The following is a 17,290-nucleotide window of genomic DNA, read 5'->3' as shown; positions in this document are numbered from 1 at the left end:
GTCACCGCCGCTTCCGCGATTTTAGCTGAGGTTGGTGCGGACATGCTTCAGTTTCATTCCGAGCGCCATCTGGCTTCTTGGGCCGGTTTATCCCCAGGAAACTACGAAAGTGCTGGAAAAAAAAGTCCTCACGCATCCTTCACGGCAATCCCCACCTAAAATCCATCCTTGCCGAGTCCGCGTGGGCCGCATCCCGAACGAAAAAAACATATTTAGCCTCAAAATACTGGAAGTTAGCTGCCCGTCGAGGAAAGAAAAAAGCGTTGATTGCAACAGCACACAAGATGCTCACCATGATTTATCACATGCTCCTTCGACAGCAGCCTTATGTAGAACTTGGCGTAGATTACTTAGATCATTTGAATCAACACGTCAGAGCACGGCGATTAGTCAAACAATTGGCATCTTTGGGCTACAATGTGCAGCTTGACTCGCCGCCGGAAGTCTCTTAATCCTTGTCGCCAGGCCTTTAAAATTTTTTATCAATAAATCCCGGGCATCCTATTGCCTTTTTTCCTCCTTCTCTCCATACTCTGGTTCGTGTGCATCCTTACATTTACGTAAAAAAAGAAGCAGCCATATCCGTAGTTTTAACTACGAATAGAGCAGCCTCTTTAAACGAAAACACTAAATTACCTCTTGAAGAATCCTTTTCCGAGCAGGAATTCCTTCATATGCATTCGCGCTGGCTGTGCCAACCGCTCTGCCATAATCACAGACCAAGGTGTATCCTTGGCACCCTGAGTCCGCTCACGCATATAGTCTGAAGAGACTTTATCGTAAGTCTTGACCTGCTCCACTGTGGTTTCGGCATTGTAGCGATTGCGATGTAGAACAGCCTCTAATGGCAGACGCGGACGCAGGCTTGAAGCTCCATCAGGGTAGCCCACACACATTCCAAATATCGGGTAGACCAATTCGGGCAGTCCAAGCAGCTCAGAAACCTCCGCGATCCGGTTACGGATTCCGCCGATATAAACAATTCCAAGCCCAAGCGATTCCGCAGCCACAGCAGCATTCTGAGCAGCAAGCGCAACATCAACGGTAGCTACAATAAGGTTCTCCGTAGAATCTTCATACGATGTCTCTCCTTGCAAATGAGGTTTTGTGACCTCACGCAGCCGATACAGATCCGCGCACCAGACCAAGAAGACTGGACACTGTTCTATATAAGCCTGATTACCCGCTAATCCGGCAAGCTCTGCTTTTAGAGCCGAGTCAGTCACTGCAATAACACTATAGGCTTGTACACTACTGGAAGTTGAAGCCATTTGACCTGCTCCAATAATAGCTGCAAGCTGCTCATCACTTACTGCCTTATCCTGATACTTGCGGACGGATGCATGATTCATTAATAGAGAAATTGTTTCGTTGTTTTCTTGCACAGCGGTCACTCCTTACATTGTTATGTTTCTCTTACAGCTTAACCCGCTGTAACCGAAGTGCATTCAAGACGACAGACACGGAACTGAATGCCATCGCAGCTCCAGCTAGCCATGGAGCTAGAAATCCGAGTGCAGCAATCGGTATACCTATTGTATTGTATGCAAGTGCCCAGAACAAATTCTGCTTAATATTGCTCATCGTTTTACGGCTCATCATAATGGCATCGGGTATGCTCTTCAAATCTCCCCGCATCAGCGTAATATCTGCTGCCTCCATAGCTACATCCGTACCTGTACCGATCGCCATACCTGTATCTGCAGTAGCCAGTGCAGGAGCATCATTGATGCCATCTCCAACCATAGCTACCTTTGTCCCATTCCGCTGCAGCTTACGAACTTCCTCCGCTTTGCCTTCTGGTAGAACCTCTGCTAACACTTTTCGAATACCTGCTTGCTTCGCAATAGCTTCTGCGGTGATTTTATTGTCACCCGTAATCATAACGACCTCTATGCCCATCTCATGAAGCGCAGCTACAGCTGCTTTTGAGGTTGGCTTAATCGTATCCGCCACAGCGACAATCCCGGCAATCTCATCGTCCACCGCTACAAGCATAGCTGTCTTTCCTGCCTCTTCCAGTCTCTTCATGATTGGGGTCCACTCTGTGATGTCCAATTGATGATCTTCCATCATGCGCCGTGTACCCACCCTAACTTGTTGATCGGAGACAACAGCCATAATCCCCCGTCCAGGTACATTATCAAACTGTTCAGCGGTGGGTAAGATCAATCCTCTGTCAGCAGCTCCTGCTACGATAGCTTCCGCAAGCGGATGCTCTGATAATTTCTCGGCTGCCGCAGTTAAAGCTAATAGACGATTCTCCGCACTTTCTTTACCATAAGCGGCAATTCCAGTGGTAGTCACGATATCAGTCAGCACGGGCTTACCATTTGTAACCGTACCTGTCTTATCTAGGACAACGATCTTAATCCCTTGTGCGCCTTCTAAATGCTCACCACCCTTGAACAGAATACCAAGCTCCGCAGCGCGGCCCGATCCCGCCATAATGGAGGTCGGCGTTGCAAGACCTAACGCACATGGACAGGCAATTACGAGCACCGCAATAGCTTTTTCAAGGGCATCGGCAAATTGACCAGGTGCTGCCCAGAAGTACCAGACCAAGAAAGTGATCATCGCAATTCCTACAACAATCGGTACAAAAATCCCTGAGATGACATCCGCGATCCGCTGGATCGGCGCTTTGGAACCTTGGGCCTCCTCCACTACTCTAATAATTTGAGCGAGTGCAGTGTCTCTTCCTACTTTGTTGGCTTTGATTCTTAAGATCCCATTCTTATTTAATGTAGCACCGATAACGGTATCTCCAGGTTTTTTCTCTACAGGAATACTTTCTCCGGTCAACATAGACTCGTCCACAGAAGAGGAACCCTCTACTACCTCGCCATCCACAGGCACCTTTGTTCCGGGCTTCACCAATACAATATCGCCGGGAATCACTTCATCGGTCGAGATATTCATTTCTTTGCCATCGCGGATCACGAGGGCCGTCTTTGCCTGAAGCCCCATTAAGCTCTTAATGGCGTCAGAGGAACGTCCTTTCGCTAGCGCCTCGAACCATTTACCGACGAGAATGAGCGTGATGAGTACAGCACTCGTCTCATAATACATTTCTACGGTATGATTCATTCCCTTCATACTTAATGAATCAATCGTCAGATAAAGACTGTAGAAATACGCTGCTGATGTCCCCAGTACGACTAACACATCCATATTGGCACTCCCGTTAAGAAGTGCTTTATACGCGCCTACGTAGAACTGCCAGCCGATGATAAACTGTACGGGGGTCGCCAGAATAAGCTGTAACCAAGGATTCATAAATATCTCCGGTGTTGGAATCCAGCTTGTGAAGGAGAAATGACCTGCCATCGCCCATAACAATGGGAAAGAAAGAATAGCAGAAATGATCCACTTCCACTTCTTATGCTGAATTTCCTGTACACGACGATCCACATGATCCTTGCGGTCTTCTTTAAGGGTAGCTTTGTATCCGATATTGCTTACCTTCTCCATGATCTCTCTTGGACTAATATTACCGGGAGTATATTCTACATGTGCTGTTTCCAGCGCTAAATTCACGTTCACTGCTGCGATCCCCGGCGTACGGCTCAACACTTTTTCGATCCGTGCCGAGCATGCAGCGCAGGTCATGCCTGATATATCAAAATCCGCGGTCTCTTTGACGGTATCATAACCAAGAGCGCGGATTTTATCTTCAATTTGTGGTAACCCTGATACAGAAGGATCGAATCCGACAGTGGCTTGTTCCAAGGCTAAATTTACATTTGCGCGAGAAACACCCTCCATCCGGGACAAACCTTTCTCAATTCGAGCTGCACAAGCAGAACAGGTCATGCCTGTAATCTGCACAGTTGCTTGCTGTTCATTGAGTGAAGCTGCTGTTTTTAACTTATCCATGATTTCCAAGCCTCCTCATACCCTTATAGGGTATGATAATTTCTAAAAAAAGAAAAGGCTTTGGAGCTTGGGCAATTCCCAAACAGCTCCAAGCCTTATTACTGTGCTTCAAATTAAACTACATCATACCCTTGGTCTTCAATAGCTTCTTTAATAGCTCCAAGGCTCACCTTGTTCTCATCATACTCAACGGAAACTTTTTTAGCAGCAAGATCAACTTTTGCAGTAGCTCCAAGATTACCTACAGCCTTCTCTACAGAGTTGACACAGTGGCCACAAGACATTCCTTCAACGTTTAATGTAGCGTTCGACATTATTATTACCTCCAGTAAATGTTATGAAGCCATGCTCAAAGAGCATTAGCTTATTATTTCATTAATTTGTTAACCGTAATTAGCAGCTCATCGATAACCTCATGTTCACCGGCTTCGATTCGTTCAACAATACAACTCTTCATGTGCCCTTCCAGCAGCATCTTACCCACACCGTTTAGTGCCGCTTGAACCGCTGCGAGCTGATTGAGCACATCGTCACAATAAGTATCCCGCTCTATCATACCCTTTATCCCGCGGATCTGGCCCTCAATCCGGTTGAGGCGAGTATTCAAACCATTTTTGAAATCTGCCGAATGATGACTCATTCGTTCTCCAGATGCTGAAGAATGACAGTCAGCTTCACAGGATTTCTCAGTTTGTTCTTGCTTACTAGTAGACATAAGAATCAGCCTCCTTGCCAATAATATAATATACCCCCGTAGGGTATGTCAAGAGGCGTTCTTTATTCCCTATCCCCTAAATCCCATTTTTTCAAGCATAAACGCCTTCGGTGTCCTTATAAGGACGGTAAGCGTTTAAGCGAGAAATATAAGACATATAGTATTGTGTGAAACTTATACTTCTTATGTTTGATAAAAAACTATTGCCACCCTATTCAAATTTGAATATAATAAGTTTTGCTTATCAAGTATGGACATATTTTGAACGGATTTATCACTATTTAAGAAAAGGAGCCTGCGAAGCATGGATACTAAAGAAAGTAATCTTAAACTCGTAGTTGTCGGCCTACTGCTTGGTATTCTTATGTCCGCGATGGACAATACCATTGTAGCTTCAGCTATGGGAACCATAGTCTCCGACCTTGGCGGTCTGGACAAAATCGTATGGGTCACCTCGGCCTATATGGTCATGGTAATGGCTGGAACCCCTATCTTCGGCAAGCTCTCGGATATGTATGGGCGTAAACGTTTCTTCATGTTCGGTCTGATTGTATTCCTTGTTGGCTCAGCACTATGCGGTACTGCAACCAGTATTACACAGCTCAGTATTTACCGGGCTATCCAAGGGATCGGCGGCGGTGCACTAATGCCTATCGCCTTCACCATCGTTTTCGACATTTACCCTCCTGAAAAAAGAGGAAAGCTGACCGGCCTTTTCGGTGCCGTCTTCGGAATCTCCAGTGTACTCGGACCATTATTGGGTGCATATATTACCGACTATGTAGGCTGGCAATGGGTATTCTACATTAACCTGCCGCTCGGAATTATTGCACTTTTTCTGATCGCAACCTCTTACAAAGAATCGATCTCTCACGCTAAACAGCGCATCGACTGGGGCGGAGCCTTCACTCTCGTCGGCGCCATTATCTGCCTAATGTTTGCGCTAGAACTGGGAGGCAATCAATACGCTTGGGATTCTAGTGTCATTCTCGGCTTATTCGTCGGCTTCGCTGTACTCTTGCTGGCATTCATCCTCATTGAGAGAGTGGCGGCTGAACCTGTTATCTCGTTCGCGATGTTCAGTAAACGGTTGTTTGTAACAAGCAGTGTGACAGCCTTGTTCTATGGCTCTGCCTTTATCGTAGCCACCATCTACATTCCTATCTTTGTACAGGGCGTATTTGGCGGATCCGCTACGAACTCTGGACTGATCCTCATGCCGATGATGATCGGTACGGTCGTGGGCAGTCAGACCGGAGGACTACTCACCACCAAAACCAGCTTCCGCAACATTATGATCCTGTCCGCAGTCTGCTTTGTCGCAGGTGTCTACAGTCTAAGCACTTTGTCACCAGATACCTCCCGTCTCATGCTGAATGTATTTATGGCATTGACTGGGTTCGGCGTAGGCTTCTCCTTCTCCGTACTAAGCATGGCGGCGATCCATAATTTCGACATGCGTCAACGCGGTTCGGCAACTTCAACAAGTACCTTTATGCGTTCTCTTGGGATGACGCTGGGGATTACGATCTTCGGTATTATTCAGCGTAATAACTTCACTAGCAGTATTAGCGATGCTTTTGGCGGAAGTGAGCAATCAGCGGCCTTCGGTGATCCACGAGCAGCCCTGACACCTGAAGCAAGAGCCAAGATTCCACCGGAAATATTAGAGAAAATCTCTAGCGCACTGTCCTCTTCTATTGCACATACCTTTATGTGGGCCTTGATTCCTGCCGTCCTTGGTTTAGTCTTTGTCCTGCTTATGCCAAAAGACCGCCTCACCATTCCGAGTAAAGCTGCTCAGGCGTCAGAGGGTAAAAGGTAACTATTATGTCGATGAAATTGGCCATTCTCGGTCTACTGCTGGAACGGAATATGCATCCCTATGAAATTACAATAGTCATGAAAGAGCGCTCCATGGACCGGATTACAAAGCTGCAGCTCGGGTCTCTTTATTACGCTGTCGATAAACTTGCACAAGATGGCTATATTGAAGCTTTAGAGGTGATTAGCAGTAGTGATCGCCCAGACAAAACCATTTACGGTATTACTGAGCAAGGTAAAAATTTATTCGAGCAGTTAATTCTACAGCAAATTAAAAAGAACGAGCCCTTGTATCATCCGATGTATATGGCTCTAGCCATGTCCCGTCATGTTGATCAAAGCAAGGTGGAGAAGCTGCTCGAAGAACGTATTCGGGAAACCGAACATCAGGTGAATCTGGCTTATCAGGTATATGAAGAACATATTGCCATTGTTCCTCGTTCCGCCCTTCATCTCATGTACGGCACCTATGAACACACCCTTACTGAGCTAAAATGGCTGCAACGTCTCTATGTTGACGTTGTAGCACGCAAGTTGAATGACATTGGAACACCGCTCAATACAGAGTAGAGGCCTTAGGGTCTCTTTTTTTTGCTCTTACAGCGGCAATGGTATGACCTATATGTTAGTCCACGTGGTACTCGTCTTCCCTAACCCAACCCACAATTAAACTCCCCAGGATTCTTAATAGCCTAATCGTGCCTCTTATACGATTAGGCTATTTTCAATGCAGTCCCTTTCTTACATATCGTTCTTTATTACGAATAAAAAACAGATATCAAGCGAAAAAATGAGATAAATAGAGATAAATTAACATTTTTGTTCTTTATAGAGCACAAACGAGACTTATTGGCAGTTTTCTTTTCAATTTATTCCATGTATTATTCATTACAGAAGTCGTTCTTAATAAAGAACAATAATAACGAACCAAAGAAACTAAAGACATTGAGGGGAGGTATTCCTCTGAGACCCAGATCAGCAAAAAGAAGACCTAAAAGAAAGCGGCAAATCGGATTACGTGTTCTGCAATCAGGAATGGCTGTCTCCGTCTTGTTTCTGACTACCTCGCAGCAAGTGGGTAGTACCTATGGTGGTTTTGGAGCTACTACGCAAACCACTAGCACAATTAGCTTTTGCGAAGTATTTCCAAACTCGATCAAGGGGCTTTTAACAGAACTCAAAGATCATATCGAAAGAGCTACTGCTTTAAAAGGATCGCTGCAAAGCTATACCCCTTCAGGCAGTCTCTCAGACGTTTCGGGAATAGAAGGCATGACGCTGGATGAGCTTGATGTCGCAGCGCAAGAGATTTCCTCGCAAATCTCTGTGCTCCAATCTCAAATCGATGGCGTGAATGAGCAACTGGCCACCAACAGCCAAATTTGGAACGAAATCAATGGTGAGCTAAACGCAGCAGCAGCCGTCCTATTCCAGATTGGAGGATATATGACCTCTCTAGATTCAAACTGTCTAGAAATCAAGGATGAACAATTCTTCATAGAGCTGCAAAGCAGCCTGAATCAAAGTGGTGTAATCTCCGAATCCCTGAATGCTTCCTTAAATGGAGTCATCCAATACCTAAACTCCATACACGACATCAGCCTTCCATTTGCTTCGGTAGTGACCAGTGATGTATATGGACAACCCGAGTTACGCAATGAGGCGTTTCAACAGCCGTTACCTTTCCTGATTCCATTTAGTCAGCCGGCCGGCAATATCTCTAGCGAACTTACCTCGACTTATGAAAATCTCAATACTGAAATGAATGGTCTTAAAGAATCGGCTACTTCAGGAATCAGTAATCTTCAGAGTCAGCTCCAATTGATCAGCCAAACCCGTGAACAACAATTGGAAGCGCTTGAGAAAGCCCGACTAGAGGCACTGGAACAAGCGAAGAAAGAAGAGGAACGTTTGGCACTTACGAAAAAAGAAAAGCAAGAAGCCGAGGACAAAGCGAAAGCTGAGGCAGAGGCAGAGGACAAAGCGAAAGCTGAGGCAGAGGAGAAAGCAAAAACGGAAGTGACTCCACCGACAGGTGAAGCTGCTCCCGAGAACATAAATAAAGAAGAACCTAAAGCCCCTGTCACTAACCCGGTCGATCCGGAAGTTGGTGAAGAGCCAAAGATTCCACAAGATGTACCACAGCAAAAGGTTCCTCAGGAGACACCAAAAGCGGAAGATACAGCTTCTTCCCCACCGGTAGCAACACAAGCTCCTTCGGACCCTCAACAAGACAAAGGTGGAGAACAATATGCGGATTAAAAAACTGATCAACAATACATTATCGAGCATCATGCTTGTCATCTTTATCCTGCTGGTGGTAGCCGTAGTTTTATCTAAGGCCTCCGGCGGTGAACCTGCCTTCTTCGGATACCAGATCAAATCCGTACTCTCAGGTTCGATGGAACCAGGGATTCAGACCGGTTCGATTGTCGCTTTAAAACCCGGAGGAGATATGAATCGCTTCAAAAAAGGCGATGTCATCACCTTTAGAAATGAAGAAAACCTGCTCATTACTCACCGTGTTGTAGAAGCAACAATGAATAACGCTACCGGTGAAGCCATGTATCGCACGAAAGGCGATAACAATGATGCGCCTGATATGAACCCTACCAGTTCAACGAATGTTGTAGCTGAGTATACCGGGGTCACCGTACCTTATGTAGGTTACGCTATGAATTTCGCGGTTTCCAAAGCTGGAAGTGTCGTGCTCATGATCGTACCTGGCTTGATGCTCCTGCTATATGCCCTGTACTCGTCATGGAAGGCTGTAGCTGCACTTGAAAAGAAAAATGCTGCCATACTACCTACCTCTCCACCCCCAACTGAAATACAGTAATCCGTTGATTGTCCGCTTCCGCTTACGAACCGGAAGTTACAATATATAAATTTTATAAAATTTAAACACAAATTTGAGGAGGAATTTTATTATGGGTATCAAGAAAACATTGGGTCTTGGCGTAGCATCTGCAGCACTGGGTTTATCATTGATTGGCGGAGGAACCTTCGCATACTTTAGCGACACTGCACAAAGCACTGCTACATTTGCTGCAGGTACACTCGATCTGAACTCAGACCCTTCGGTTATCGTTGATTTGAAGGATCTGAAGCCAGGTGATACTATCAAAAGAGACTTCAAACTGAAAAATGACGGTACACTTGATATCGGCTCTATCCTCCTCAAAACAACTACCTCTATTAATGATGTAGGTGGTAACAACGGTACTAATGATTTAGCTAAAGCGATTAAAGTCAAATTCCTGGTGAATAAAGATAAAAGCGGCATCTTACCTGGTAGTGAAGAAAAAATAGTTTGGGAAACAACACTGGCCGATTTGAAGGCTCTGACACCGGATCTCGTAAAAAACACTGGGTTTGATCAAATATGGACCGAAGCTTCTGGTATTAAAGCAGGTACAAATGACACCTTCTCCGTGAAATTCGAATTTGTTGATGACGGTAAAGACCAGAACTATTTCCAAAAGGATTCGTTAAAACTGACTTGGGATTTCGAAGCTAGACAAACCGAAGGATCCGCTAAATAATCTAATAAGTCTTCCATTCGAAGAGCAGCAGATTCTTATTCCGGTAAGCGGATAAGTAGATGCTGCTTTTCTCTTTACAATAATCTTTGTCGAATTTATTGATATTTGCTATACTAATAACAAAAATTACGGAGGGGCGTCAGCATAGTGCCACAAAATATGGGCCAACGTATCCAGCATCTCCGCCTAGAAAAGGGATTATCCCTATCTGAGCTTGCGGACAGAGCGGATGTTGCTAAGTCGTATCTTAGCAATGTGGAGAGAAACATCCAATCCAATCCTTCAATCCAGTTTATCGAAAAGATCGCCGACGCGCTTCAGGTATCCATCCACGCTCTACTCTATGGAGAACCCAATGATGCTGAGGAATCACCTTTAGATTCGGAATGGTTCCGATTGGTGCAGGAAGCTATGGCCTCAGGCATAAGCAAACGCGAATTCAAGGAGTTTCTGGACTACCAGAAATGGCGCCTGGATCAGAAGGATTAATATCCACCTGACCTGATAAGATCCTCTTCTACTCATACTATCAAGCATAAGCGCCTTCGCCCTCCTAACATGGACTGCGAAGGCGTTTGTATTCTAGCAGAATATAAGGAACAAGTCTGAAACTTATAGATTCTTATATAAAGAAAAAGAGCACAGCGAGTTATCGATGTGCTCTTTTGGTATCTAATGCTCTGAATGTATTACTGCACGGCTTGCACAGTCTTCTCATGAAAGAAGCGACGAATTTCATCTGCCTTTATGCCAGCCTTCTTAGCTGCTAATAATAAATGGACCCACTCTACGTCTAGATCAATGACCTGCTGTTCTCTGTTGCTTCCCTGGTTGGACTTGTCCAAAAAATCTCCTCCTAAGATTTTAGTCCCCAGGCAATCCGGCTGTCATAGTATTTCTACCTTAGACCCGCGACTTTGTGCCCCTGCCTTTCGGCAGGTTTACCTTTTACTGGACCCTTTACACGAAAGGATCTACTTTGAATATATGAAAAATGCTAACTGCAATAACATTATACTATACTAAAGTGGAAAAGTGTGTCGATTTCTGATTAGTTTTTCCATTAAAAAACAAAAAATAGAAGCTCTTTTGTGCGATATCTTGTCCTTTTAACACGATACTCGTCCTATTCATAAAATTAATTAAGCCGATAGAATGATATTTCCTTCCCTATTAGTTAAAAATAAGGATATTAGAATCATTTTAGTGGGCCTTTAGAATGGGTAATAAAAAAAGAAGAACTCTTGTTTTAGTAGAACAAGCTAACCCATACCATTTTGCGAACGTATTGGACGAAAGAAAGAATTGATTACACGTGTGGAAAGTAGCACAATAAGATGAGAAATGAAACCGCAATCATCACAGCTCCAGTAAGCGTTGACACAAAATGTCACGTTTGGAGTTCATCCGTTAAGGAGGATGTATTCATGGCAGCCAAAGAGCCCTATAACGAATCCATTTGGAGTAAGTATTACGGACCCAATTTAGGCTACATTCAAGAAAGATATGAACAGTTTGTGAAAGATCCATCCACCGTAGAGAATAATTATCGCGAGCTTTTTACAAATTCGGGTCCCCCACCCCTAACACCGGATAGCGAACCGGCTCCACAGCCTCGCATTTCGGGAGACACCGAATGGCTTAGAAAGGCAGTAAGAGCTTCCAAGCTAATCGCTAATATTCGTATATATGGCCATATGGCCGCTGATATCGATCCGCTTGAGCGCGATCACAATCCCATGGCTAAATATCTCGAACTCGAAACCTATGAGCTGACTCGTGAGGATCTGATCGCATTACCTGCCACACTCATTTGGGAGAATGCGCCGAATGATGTGCATACCGGATGGGATGCAGTTCAGCGTATGCGTCAGGCCTACACCAAGACGATCGCCTATGAATTCGGGCATGTGCATGAAGAACAAGAACTAAAATGGTTGAACAGGCAGGCAGAATCCACAAGCTCACCAGCGCCTTTAAATAATGCAGAACGCAAAGAGCTGCTAAACCGCCTGATCCAAGTAGAGCAATTCGAAACCTTCCTCCACAAAACCTTTGTGGGTCAGAAGCGTTTCAGCTTGGAAGGCAATGACGCTCTCGTACCGATGCTGGATGAAATCGTACGCGCTGCTGCGCATGACGGCGCAGAGCATATTCTGATGGGCATGGCGCATCGTGGTCGCCTCAACGTTCTTGCACATATTTTGGGCAAACCTTATGATATTATATTTTCAGAGTTTCACCATTCTCCGAATAAGGAGCTTTTCCCTTCCGAAGGCTCTACAGGCATTAACTATGGCTGGACAGGTGATGTGAAATACCATCTCGGTGCAGACCGCGCTGTCCGTGAAGGAGAAACCGTACGCACAAGAATAACACTAGCGAATAACCCAAGTCACCTGGAATTCGTCAATCCTGTCGTGGAAGGCTTCACTCGTGCTGCTCAAGAAGATCGGAGCACAGCCGGATTGCCGAAGATTGATACCAGTAAAGCTATGGCGGTGCTAATGCATGGTGATGCTGCTTTTCCAGGTGAAGGGATTGTTGCGGAAACACTTAATATCGGCAAACTTCAAGGTTATCAAAACGGTGGGACGATCCATATTATTGTAAATAACCGGATCGGCTTTACGACCGAAAGTGAAGACTCCCGTTCTACGCATTATGCCAGTGACATCGCCAAAGGGTATGAAATCCCGATTGTCCATGTCAATGCCGATGATCCGGAAGCCTGTGTAGCAGCTGTTCGCTTAGCTAGCGCATATCGCCACCAATTTAAAAAGGATTTCGTGATTGATCTCATCGGCTACCGCCGACATGGTCACAACGAGATGGATGATCCTGACACTACACAGCCTATTGTCTACAGTAAGGTGCGCAAACATCCAACCGTCTACAAGGTCTATGCTGAGCGACTTCAGCGTGAAAAGATTCTGACAGCCGATGATGTTAAGGAGATGAATGCTGCAGCAGAAAGCGTATTGCAACGTGCGTACGATAGCATGAAGGAAGGCAATCACAAGAAAAAAGAACCGAAAGCCTTCATTCCGCTAGAAGCGGAACACGCTGCGCCAGGCTCTACAGCATTATCCGTCTCCAGTCTGCAGGAGATCAATCGTGAACTGCTGACTGTTCCAAAAGGATTCCAAGTCTATCCGAAGCTGGAACGAATTCTGCAGCGTCGCAAGGATGCACTGAATGAGGGCGAAAAGGTCGACTGGGCACTCGCTGAGTCTCTCGCTTTCGCTACCATTCTTAAGGATGGTACGCCAATTCGCCTGAGCGGTCAGGATGCTCAGCGCGGAACCTTCGCTCATCGCCATCTAGTGCTGCACGACAGTAAGACCGGAGAATTGTTCTCTCCGCTTCATCAGCTAAGTGATTCCCGCGCTTCCTTTGGCGTGTACAACAGTCCACTGTCAGAGGCATCGGTACTAGGCTTTGAGTATGGTTATAATGTGTTCGCACCAGAAACCTTCGTGATCTGGGAGGCACAATATGGCGATTTCGCGAATGCAGGTCAGGTTATATTTGACCAATTCATTGCCGCTGGACGTGCCAAATGGACGCAGCGCAGCAATCTTGTCATTATGCTGCCTCATGGCTACGAAGGACAGGGACCTGAGCATTCCAGTGGTAGATTGGAACGCTTCCTGCAATTATCTGCAGAAGAAAACTGGACCGTTGCCAACTTGACGAGCGCCTCTCAGTATTTCCATCTCTTGCGGCGCCAAGCGGCGTTATGCGGACAGGAAGATGCAAGACCGCTAGTCATTATGACACCGAAGAGTCTCATTCGTAATCCGCGCAGCGCTTCTGCCGGAACTGAGCTCGCCTCAGGACAATTCCAGCCTGTGTTATCAGAACCTCTTCTAGGCCAAAAACCAGGTGAGGTTAAGCGTCTCGTAGTCTGCAGCGGTAAAGTAGCCATCGATATACAAACAGAACTGGAAGCTGCTTCAGACAAAGATTGGTCTTGGCTACATGTACTTCGCCTAGAGCAACTCTATCCGTTCCCAGAACGTGAACTGAGTGCCCACCTAAGCTCCTTCCCATCCCTTCAGGAAATTGTCTGGGTGCAAGAAGAGCCGAAGAATATGGGTGGCTGGAGTTACACCGAACCTCGGTTACGCACCATCGCACCGCAAAACACTAGCGTGAGATATATTGGACGTCCGGAACGTTCCAGTCCTGCGAGTGGTTATGCAGATGTTCATAGCTTTGAACAGCGTAGAATTGTTTCAGAGGCCCTAAAAGCAAATTCACAAGTACAAACAGCTGTACCGTCCTCTTAAGAGGACGGTATCACAATAGCGTAAACCATTATGTTTGGGGAGGTAACGGCCTGTGTCAGAAATCTTAGTACCCGATCTGGGAGAATCTATATCCGAAGGAACCATCTACAAATGGCTGGTTAAAGAAGGCGACACGGTAGGTCAAGGTGATGTGCTTGCTGAGTTAGAGACGGATAAAGTCAATTTGGAAATTAGTGCGGAGGTGGAGGGGGTCATCTCCTCCATCCTGCGTCAAGCGGGCGAGAACGTAGCCGTTGGCGAAGCCATCGGCATCATTGGAGCCGCTAGCGGCAGTAAGCCGCAGTCCGCTGAGAGCAAAGCGCCTGAAGCGGCACCGGCAAGCGGTAGCGCAGCAGCCGCTGCACCAGTAGCTGTAGCTGCGCCCGAAGTGCCTGCAGCAGGTGGCGACAGCCCCGCTGCACTGGCATCGCCGGGCGCACGCAAGCTGGCACGGGAGCGCGGCATCGACCTCGGCGAGGTTAGCGCCCGTGATCCTATCGGCCGGATTGGTCAGGCCGATGTGTCGGGTCATGGTGCAGCAGCGCCGCAGGCCGCTGCACCGGCAGCTCCGGCGGCGCAAGCCAAGCCGGAGCCAGCGAAGCCGGCAGCGAGCAAAGCCGCGCCGGAGGACGGCAAGAACGTAGAGCGTAAGCGCATGTCGCGCAGACGGCTCACGATTGCCAGCCGCTTGGTAGAAGCGCAGCAGACCGCAGCTATGCTGACCACCTTCAACGAGGTGGACATGACCGCGATCCTCGACATCCGCAAGCGCCGCAAGGATGCGTTTAAAGAGAAGCATGAAGTTGGACTAGGCTTCATGTCCTTCTTCACTAAAGCCGTGATCGGTGCACTGAAGACCTATCCACTCCTGAATGCTGAGATTGACGGTGAAGATCTGGTCGTTAAGAAGTTCTACGACATCGGTATTGCCGTTGCAGCTAAAGAAGGTCTGGTGGTTCCGGTTGTCCGTGATGCGGATCGCCTCAGCTTCCCGGAAATCGAACGCCAGATTGGCGAACTCGCTTCCAAGGCACGCGCTAATACGCTTAGCCTCTCCGAGCTTCAAGGCGGTACGTTCACTATCACCAACGGCGGTGTATTCGGTTCCCTATTATCCACCCCGATTCTGAATACCCCTCAAGTAGGTATTCTAGGGATGCATAAGATTCAATTGCGTCCGATCGCGCTGGATGAAGAAAGAACCGTTAACCGTCCAATGATGTATATCGCCCTTTCCTATGATCACCGGATCGTTGACGGCTCTGAAGCGGTAAGCTTCCTCGTCAAAGTGAAGGAATTGCTGGAAGATCCAGAAGCACTGCTGCTGGAAGGCTAATTATCCCTTTACCTAATTGAACAACTTTTGATCCATCTTATATAAAAAGGACAACCACGAGGTTAAACTTCGTGGTCGTCCTTTTTTATACCCTACACTTCCTCTACTTCAACAGCTCCCCAGCCAACTGTAGAAATTGCTCCTTGGTTAAAATCTTATCTCCGTAGCTGCTGAGTGTATAATACGCATCCTGCTTCTCGTTATACCAGTTCAGATAATCGTAGCTGACCTCTTCCTTTACTACTTTGTTATAGATCACTTCTGCGCCTTCCACTATTATCTTATCCGCTTGATTCTCAGGTTCTTGCTCCACGAACACTTTCCCGCCATGCATGATCGATGCAGAGATACCTATATAAGCGTTATCCTTCGAATAAGTAGCGCTTATCCAGCCGGGCTCCGACCACGGTATAGCCTTCATGAATAAATTACCGCTCCCCTTCACTTGGTTTGCTTGGGCAGTAAGATCTTGTAGCGCCTCCTGATATAGAGAACTTTTCTTATCCGCATCCGTAGTCGGATGATTAGGGCTTATAACACCAATTTAAAAGCATACCCCGATGCCAACGCAGGGAGCACCGGTGCTCCTGTCCGTTTGATTTCCTTCAAGAAATCAGAATATGCGCCTATCCCCTGCTCTTTATACTTAAAAGGCAATTCTGTTGCCAAGCCTTCTGCGCCTGCTTTATTGTTCACAAGATAAGCGGTCAGTTCTCCCGGTTTAGCGAACGCATCTGCTTGCTGTGCATACTTATCATAGGAGGCTACTCCTGCAGATTCATTCGGCGCAACATGCTGAAAATCCTGTGGCGATGTAAGCACCTCCTTAACCTTTATATATTCTATAACACCTGGGCAGCGAAAAAAGTGCCTATGTAAACCGAACTATTCTCTCAAATTCACTCCAATTATACACATCTAGAGGCTAATAAGAGCTATGCAGTCCGCAACCCTAGCAAAATGAACCAAAAATCAAAAATAGCTGCAACACGGTCCGTGCTTCTATAATATTCTCCAATGAGTAATTCTTTCTGAATTCAGATCACCTTAGTTTTTTTGTTTCGCACGCTCCACGGACTGCTGCCCACCAATAGAAAAAAGACGTACAACTGTGTCAGTTTGTACGTCTTTTTTTACGTAAATGTAAGGATGCACACGAACCAGAGTATGGAGAGAAGGAGGAAAAAAGGCAATAGGATGCCCGGGATTTATTGAAAAAAATTTTAAAGGCCTGGCGACAAGGATTAAGAGACTACCGGCGGCGAGTCAAGCTGCACATTGTAGCCCAAAGATGCCAATTGTTTGACTAATCGCCGTGCTCTGACGTGTTGATTCAAATGATCTAAGTAATCTACGCCAAGTTCTACATAAGGCTGCTGTCGAAGGAGCATGTGATAAATCATGGTGAGCATCTTGTGTGCTGTTGCAATCAACGCTTTTTTCTTTCCTCGACGGGCAGCTAACTTCCAGTATTTTGAGGCTAAATATGTTTTTTTCGTTCGGGATGCGGCCCACGCGGACTCGGCAAGGATGGATTTTAGGTGGGGATTGCCGTGGAGGATGCGTGAGGACTTTTTTTTCCAGCACTTTCGTAGTTGCCTGGGGATAAACCGGCCCAAGAAGCCAGATGGCGCTCGGAATGAAACTGAAGCATGTCCGCACCAACCTCAGCTAAAATCGCGGAAGCGGCGGTGAC

The 17,290-nt window shown here is 46.5% G+C and carries 19 protein-coding genes and 1 riboswitch; of the genes, 10 read left to right on the top strand and 9 right to left on the bottom strand.

Annotated elements, in window-relative coordinates; translation table 11 throughout:
• Positions 1-42: 42 nt before the first annotated feature.
• Positions 43-159, top strand: coding sequence for a transposase (locus UQ64_RS30085; RefSeq protein WP_245237954.1), 117 nt, complete (start codon positions 43-45; stop codon positions 157-159).
• A gap of 134 nt (positions 160-293) precedes the next feature.
• The gene (locus UQ64_RS30840; RefSeq protein WP_156417545.1) at positions 294-452 is read left to right on the top strand and encodes a hypothetical protein; all 159 of its coding nucleotides are present in this window, start codon (positions 294-296) and stop codon (positions 450-452) included.
• A gap of 180 nt (positions 453-632) precedes the next feature.
• On the opposite strand, the gene nfsA is transcribed toward UQ64_RS30840, so the two are convergent.
• From nfsA to UQ64_RS13130, 4 genes are all read right to left on the bottom strand, one after another.
• Positions 633-1,385: an oxygen-insensitive NADPH nitroreductase gene (gene nfsA, locus UQ64_RS13145; protein WP_082651117.1), complete on the bottom strand. Its 753-nt coding sequence runs from the start codon at positions 1,383-1,385 to the stop codon at positions 633-635.
• Positions 1,386-1,416: 31 nt separating this feature from the next.
• Entirely contained in the window at positions 1,417-3,879 is a 2,463-nt protein-coding gene (locus UQ64_RS13140) for a heavy metal translocating P-type ATPase (RefSeq protein ID WP_060623923.1), read from the bottom strand.
• A 113-nt stretch (positions 3,880-3,992) separates the two neighbouring features.
• A complete protein-coding gene (gene copZ, locus UQ64_RS13135; protein WP_036682768.1) occupies positions 3,993-4,193 on the bottom strand; it encodes a copper chaperone CopZ in 201 nt (66 codons plus the stop codon).
• 53 nt (positions 4,194-4,246) lie between these two features.
• Positions 4,247-4,519, bottom strand: coding sequence for a metal-sensitive transcriptional regulator (locus UQ64_RS13130; protein WP_245237953.1), 273 nt, complete (start codon positions 4,517-4,519; stop codon positions 4,247-4,249).
• Between the two features lie 379 nt (positions 4,520-4,898).
• Here UQ64_RS13130 and UQ64_RS13125 point away from each other — a divergent pair, with 379 nt between their 5' ends.
• From UQ64_RS13125 to UQ64_RS13100, 6 genes are all read left to right on the top strand, one after another.
• Positions 4,899-6,419 (top strand): MDR family MFS transporter, encoded by a 1,521-nt coding sequence (locus tag UQ64_RS13125; protein ID WP_060623921.1) that lies wholly within the window; start codon positions 4,899-4,901, stop codon positions 6,417-6,419.
• 5 nt (positions 6,420-6,424) lie between these two features.
• Complete coding sequence (locus UQ64_RS13120) at positions 6,425-6,988, top strand: PadR family transcriptional regulator (RefSeq protein ID WP_060623920.1); 564 nt, start codon at positions 6,425-6,427, stop codon at positions 6,986-6,988.
• 465 nt (positions 6,989-7,453) lie between these two features.
• Positions 7,454-8,680, top strand: a complete 1,227-nt coding sequence (locus tag UQ64_RS13115) for a hypothetical protein (RefSeq protein WP_060623919.1) — start codon at positions 7,454-7,456, stop codon at positions 8,678-8,680.
• Positions 8,670-9,257, top strand: a complete 588-nt coding sequence (gene sipW, locus UQ64_RS13110) for a signal peptidase I SipW (RefSeq protein ID WP_060623918.1) — start codon at positions 8,670-8,672, stop codon at positions 9,255-9,257. The genes UQ64_RS13115 and sipW overlap by 11 nt, the downstream gene beginning before the upstream one ends.
• Positions 9,258-9,348: 91 nt before the next feature.
• Complete coding sequence (locus tag UQ64_RS13105) at positions 9,349-9,963, top strand: TasA family protein (RefSeq protein WP_060623917.1); 615 nt, start codon at positions 9,349-9,351, stop codon at positions 9,961-9,963.
• A 159-nt stretch (positions 9,964-10,122) separates the two neighbouring features.
• A complete protein-coding gene (locus UQ64_RS13100) occupies positions 10,123-10,452 on the top strand; it encodes a helix-turn-helix domain-containing protein (protein WP_042131791.1) in 330 nt (109 codons plus the stop codon).
• Positions 10,453-10,652: 200 nt separating this feature from the next.
• Here UQ64_RS13100 and UQ64_RS30835 read toward each other — a convergent pair whose 3' ends face one another.
• Entirely contained in the window at positions 10,653-10,808 is a 156-nt protein-coding gene (locus tag UQ64_RS30835; RefSeq protein WP_231573373.1) for an anti-repressor SinI family protein, read from the bottom strand.
• 26 nt (positions 10,809-10,834) lie between these two features.
• A riboswitch (cyclic di-GMP riboswitch) is annotated at positions 10,835-10,919 on the bottom strand.
• 471 nt (positions 10,920-11,390) lie between these two features.
• Here UQ64_RS30835 and UQ64_RS13095 point away from each other — a divergent pair.
• On the top strand, positions 11,391-14,258 hold the full coding sequence (locus tag UQ64_RS13095) for a 2-oxoglutarate dehydrogenase E1 component (protein ID WP_060623916.1): 2,868 nt from the start codon (positions 11,391-11,393) through the stop codon (positions 14,256-14,258).
• A gap of 52 nt (positions 14,259-14,310) precedes the next feature.
• A complete protein-coding gene (gene odhB / locus UQ64_RS13090) occupies positions 14,311-15,594 on the top strand; it encodes a 2-oxoglutarate dehydrogenase complex dihydrolipoyllysine-residue succinyltransferase (protein WP_060623915.1) in 1,284 nt (427 codons plus the stop codon).
• A 103-nt stretch (positions 15,595-15,697) separates the two neighbouring features.
• On the opposite strand, the gene UQ64_RS13085 is transcribed toward odhB, so the two are convergent.
• The 4 genes from UQ64_RS13085 to UQ64_RS30075 all read right to left on the bottom strand — a co-directional run bounded on the left by UQ64_RS13085 (position 15,698) and on the right by UQ64_RS30075 (position 17,248).
• Complete coding sequence (locus UQ64_RS13085) at positions 15,698-16,015, bottom strand: hypothetical protein (RefSeq protein WP_156417543.1); 318 nt, start codon at positions 16,013-16,015, stop codon at positions 15,698-15,700.
• 110 nt (positions 16,016-16,125) lie between these two features.
• The gene (locus UQ64_RS13080; RefSeq protein WP_060623913.1) at positions 16,126-16,416 is read right to left on the bottom strand and encodes a hypothetical protein; all 291 of its coding nucleotides are present in this window, start codon (positions 16,414-16,416) and stop codon (positions 16,126-16,128) included.
• Between the two features lie 422 nt (positions 16,417-16,838).
• Positions 16,839-16,997 carry a hypothetical protein gene (locus UQ64_RS30830; RefSeq protein ID WP_156417542.1) on the bottom strand — a complete coding sequence of 53 codons (159 nt, stop codon included), beginning with the start codon at positions 16,995-16,997 and terminating at the stop codon, positions 16,839-16,841.
• A 134-nt stretch (positions 16,998-17,131) separates the two neighbouring features.
• The gene (locus tag UQ64_RS30075) at positions 17,132-17,248 is read right to left on the bottom strand and encodes a transposase (RefSeq protein WP_245237952.1); all 117 of its coding nucleotides are present in this window, start codon (positions 17,246-17,248) and stop codon (positions 17,132-17,134) included.
• Between the last annotated feature and the right edge of the window lie 42 nt (positions 17,249-17,290).

This window comes from Paenibacillus etheri, from assembly GCF_001012825.1.
GTDB classification, from domain to species: Bacteria; Bacillota; Bacilli; order Paenibacillales; family Paenibacillaceae; genus Paenibacillus_AQ; species Paenibacillus_AQ etheri.
The sequence above is the reverse complement of the archived record's forward strand: the minus strand, read 5'-3'. Positions and strand labels throughout refer to the sequence as shown.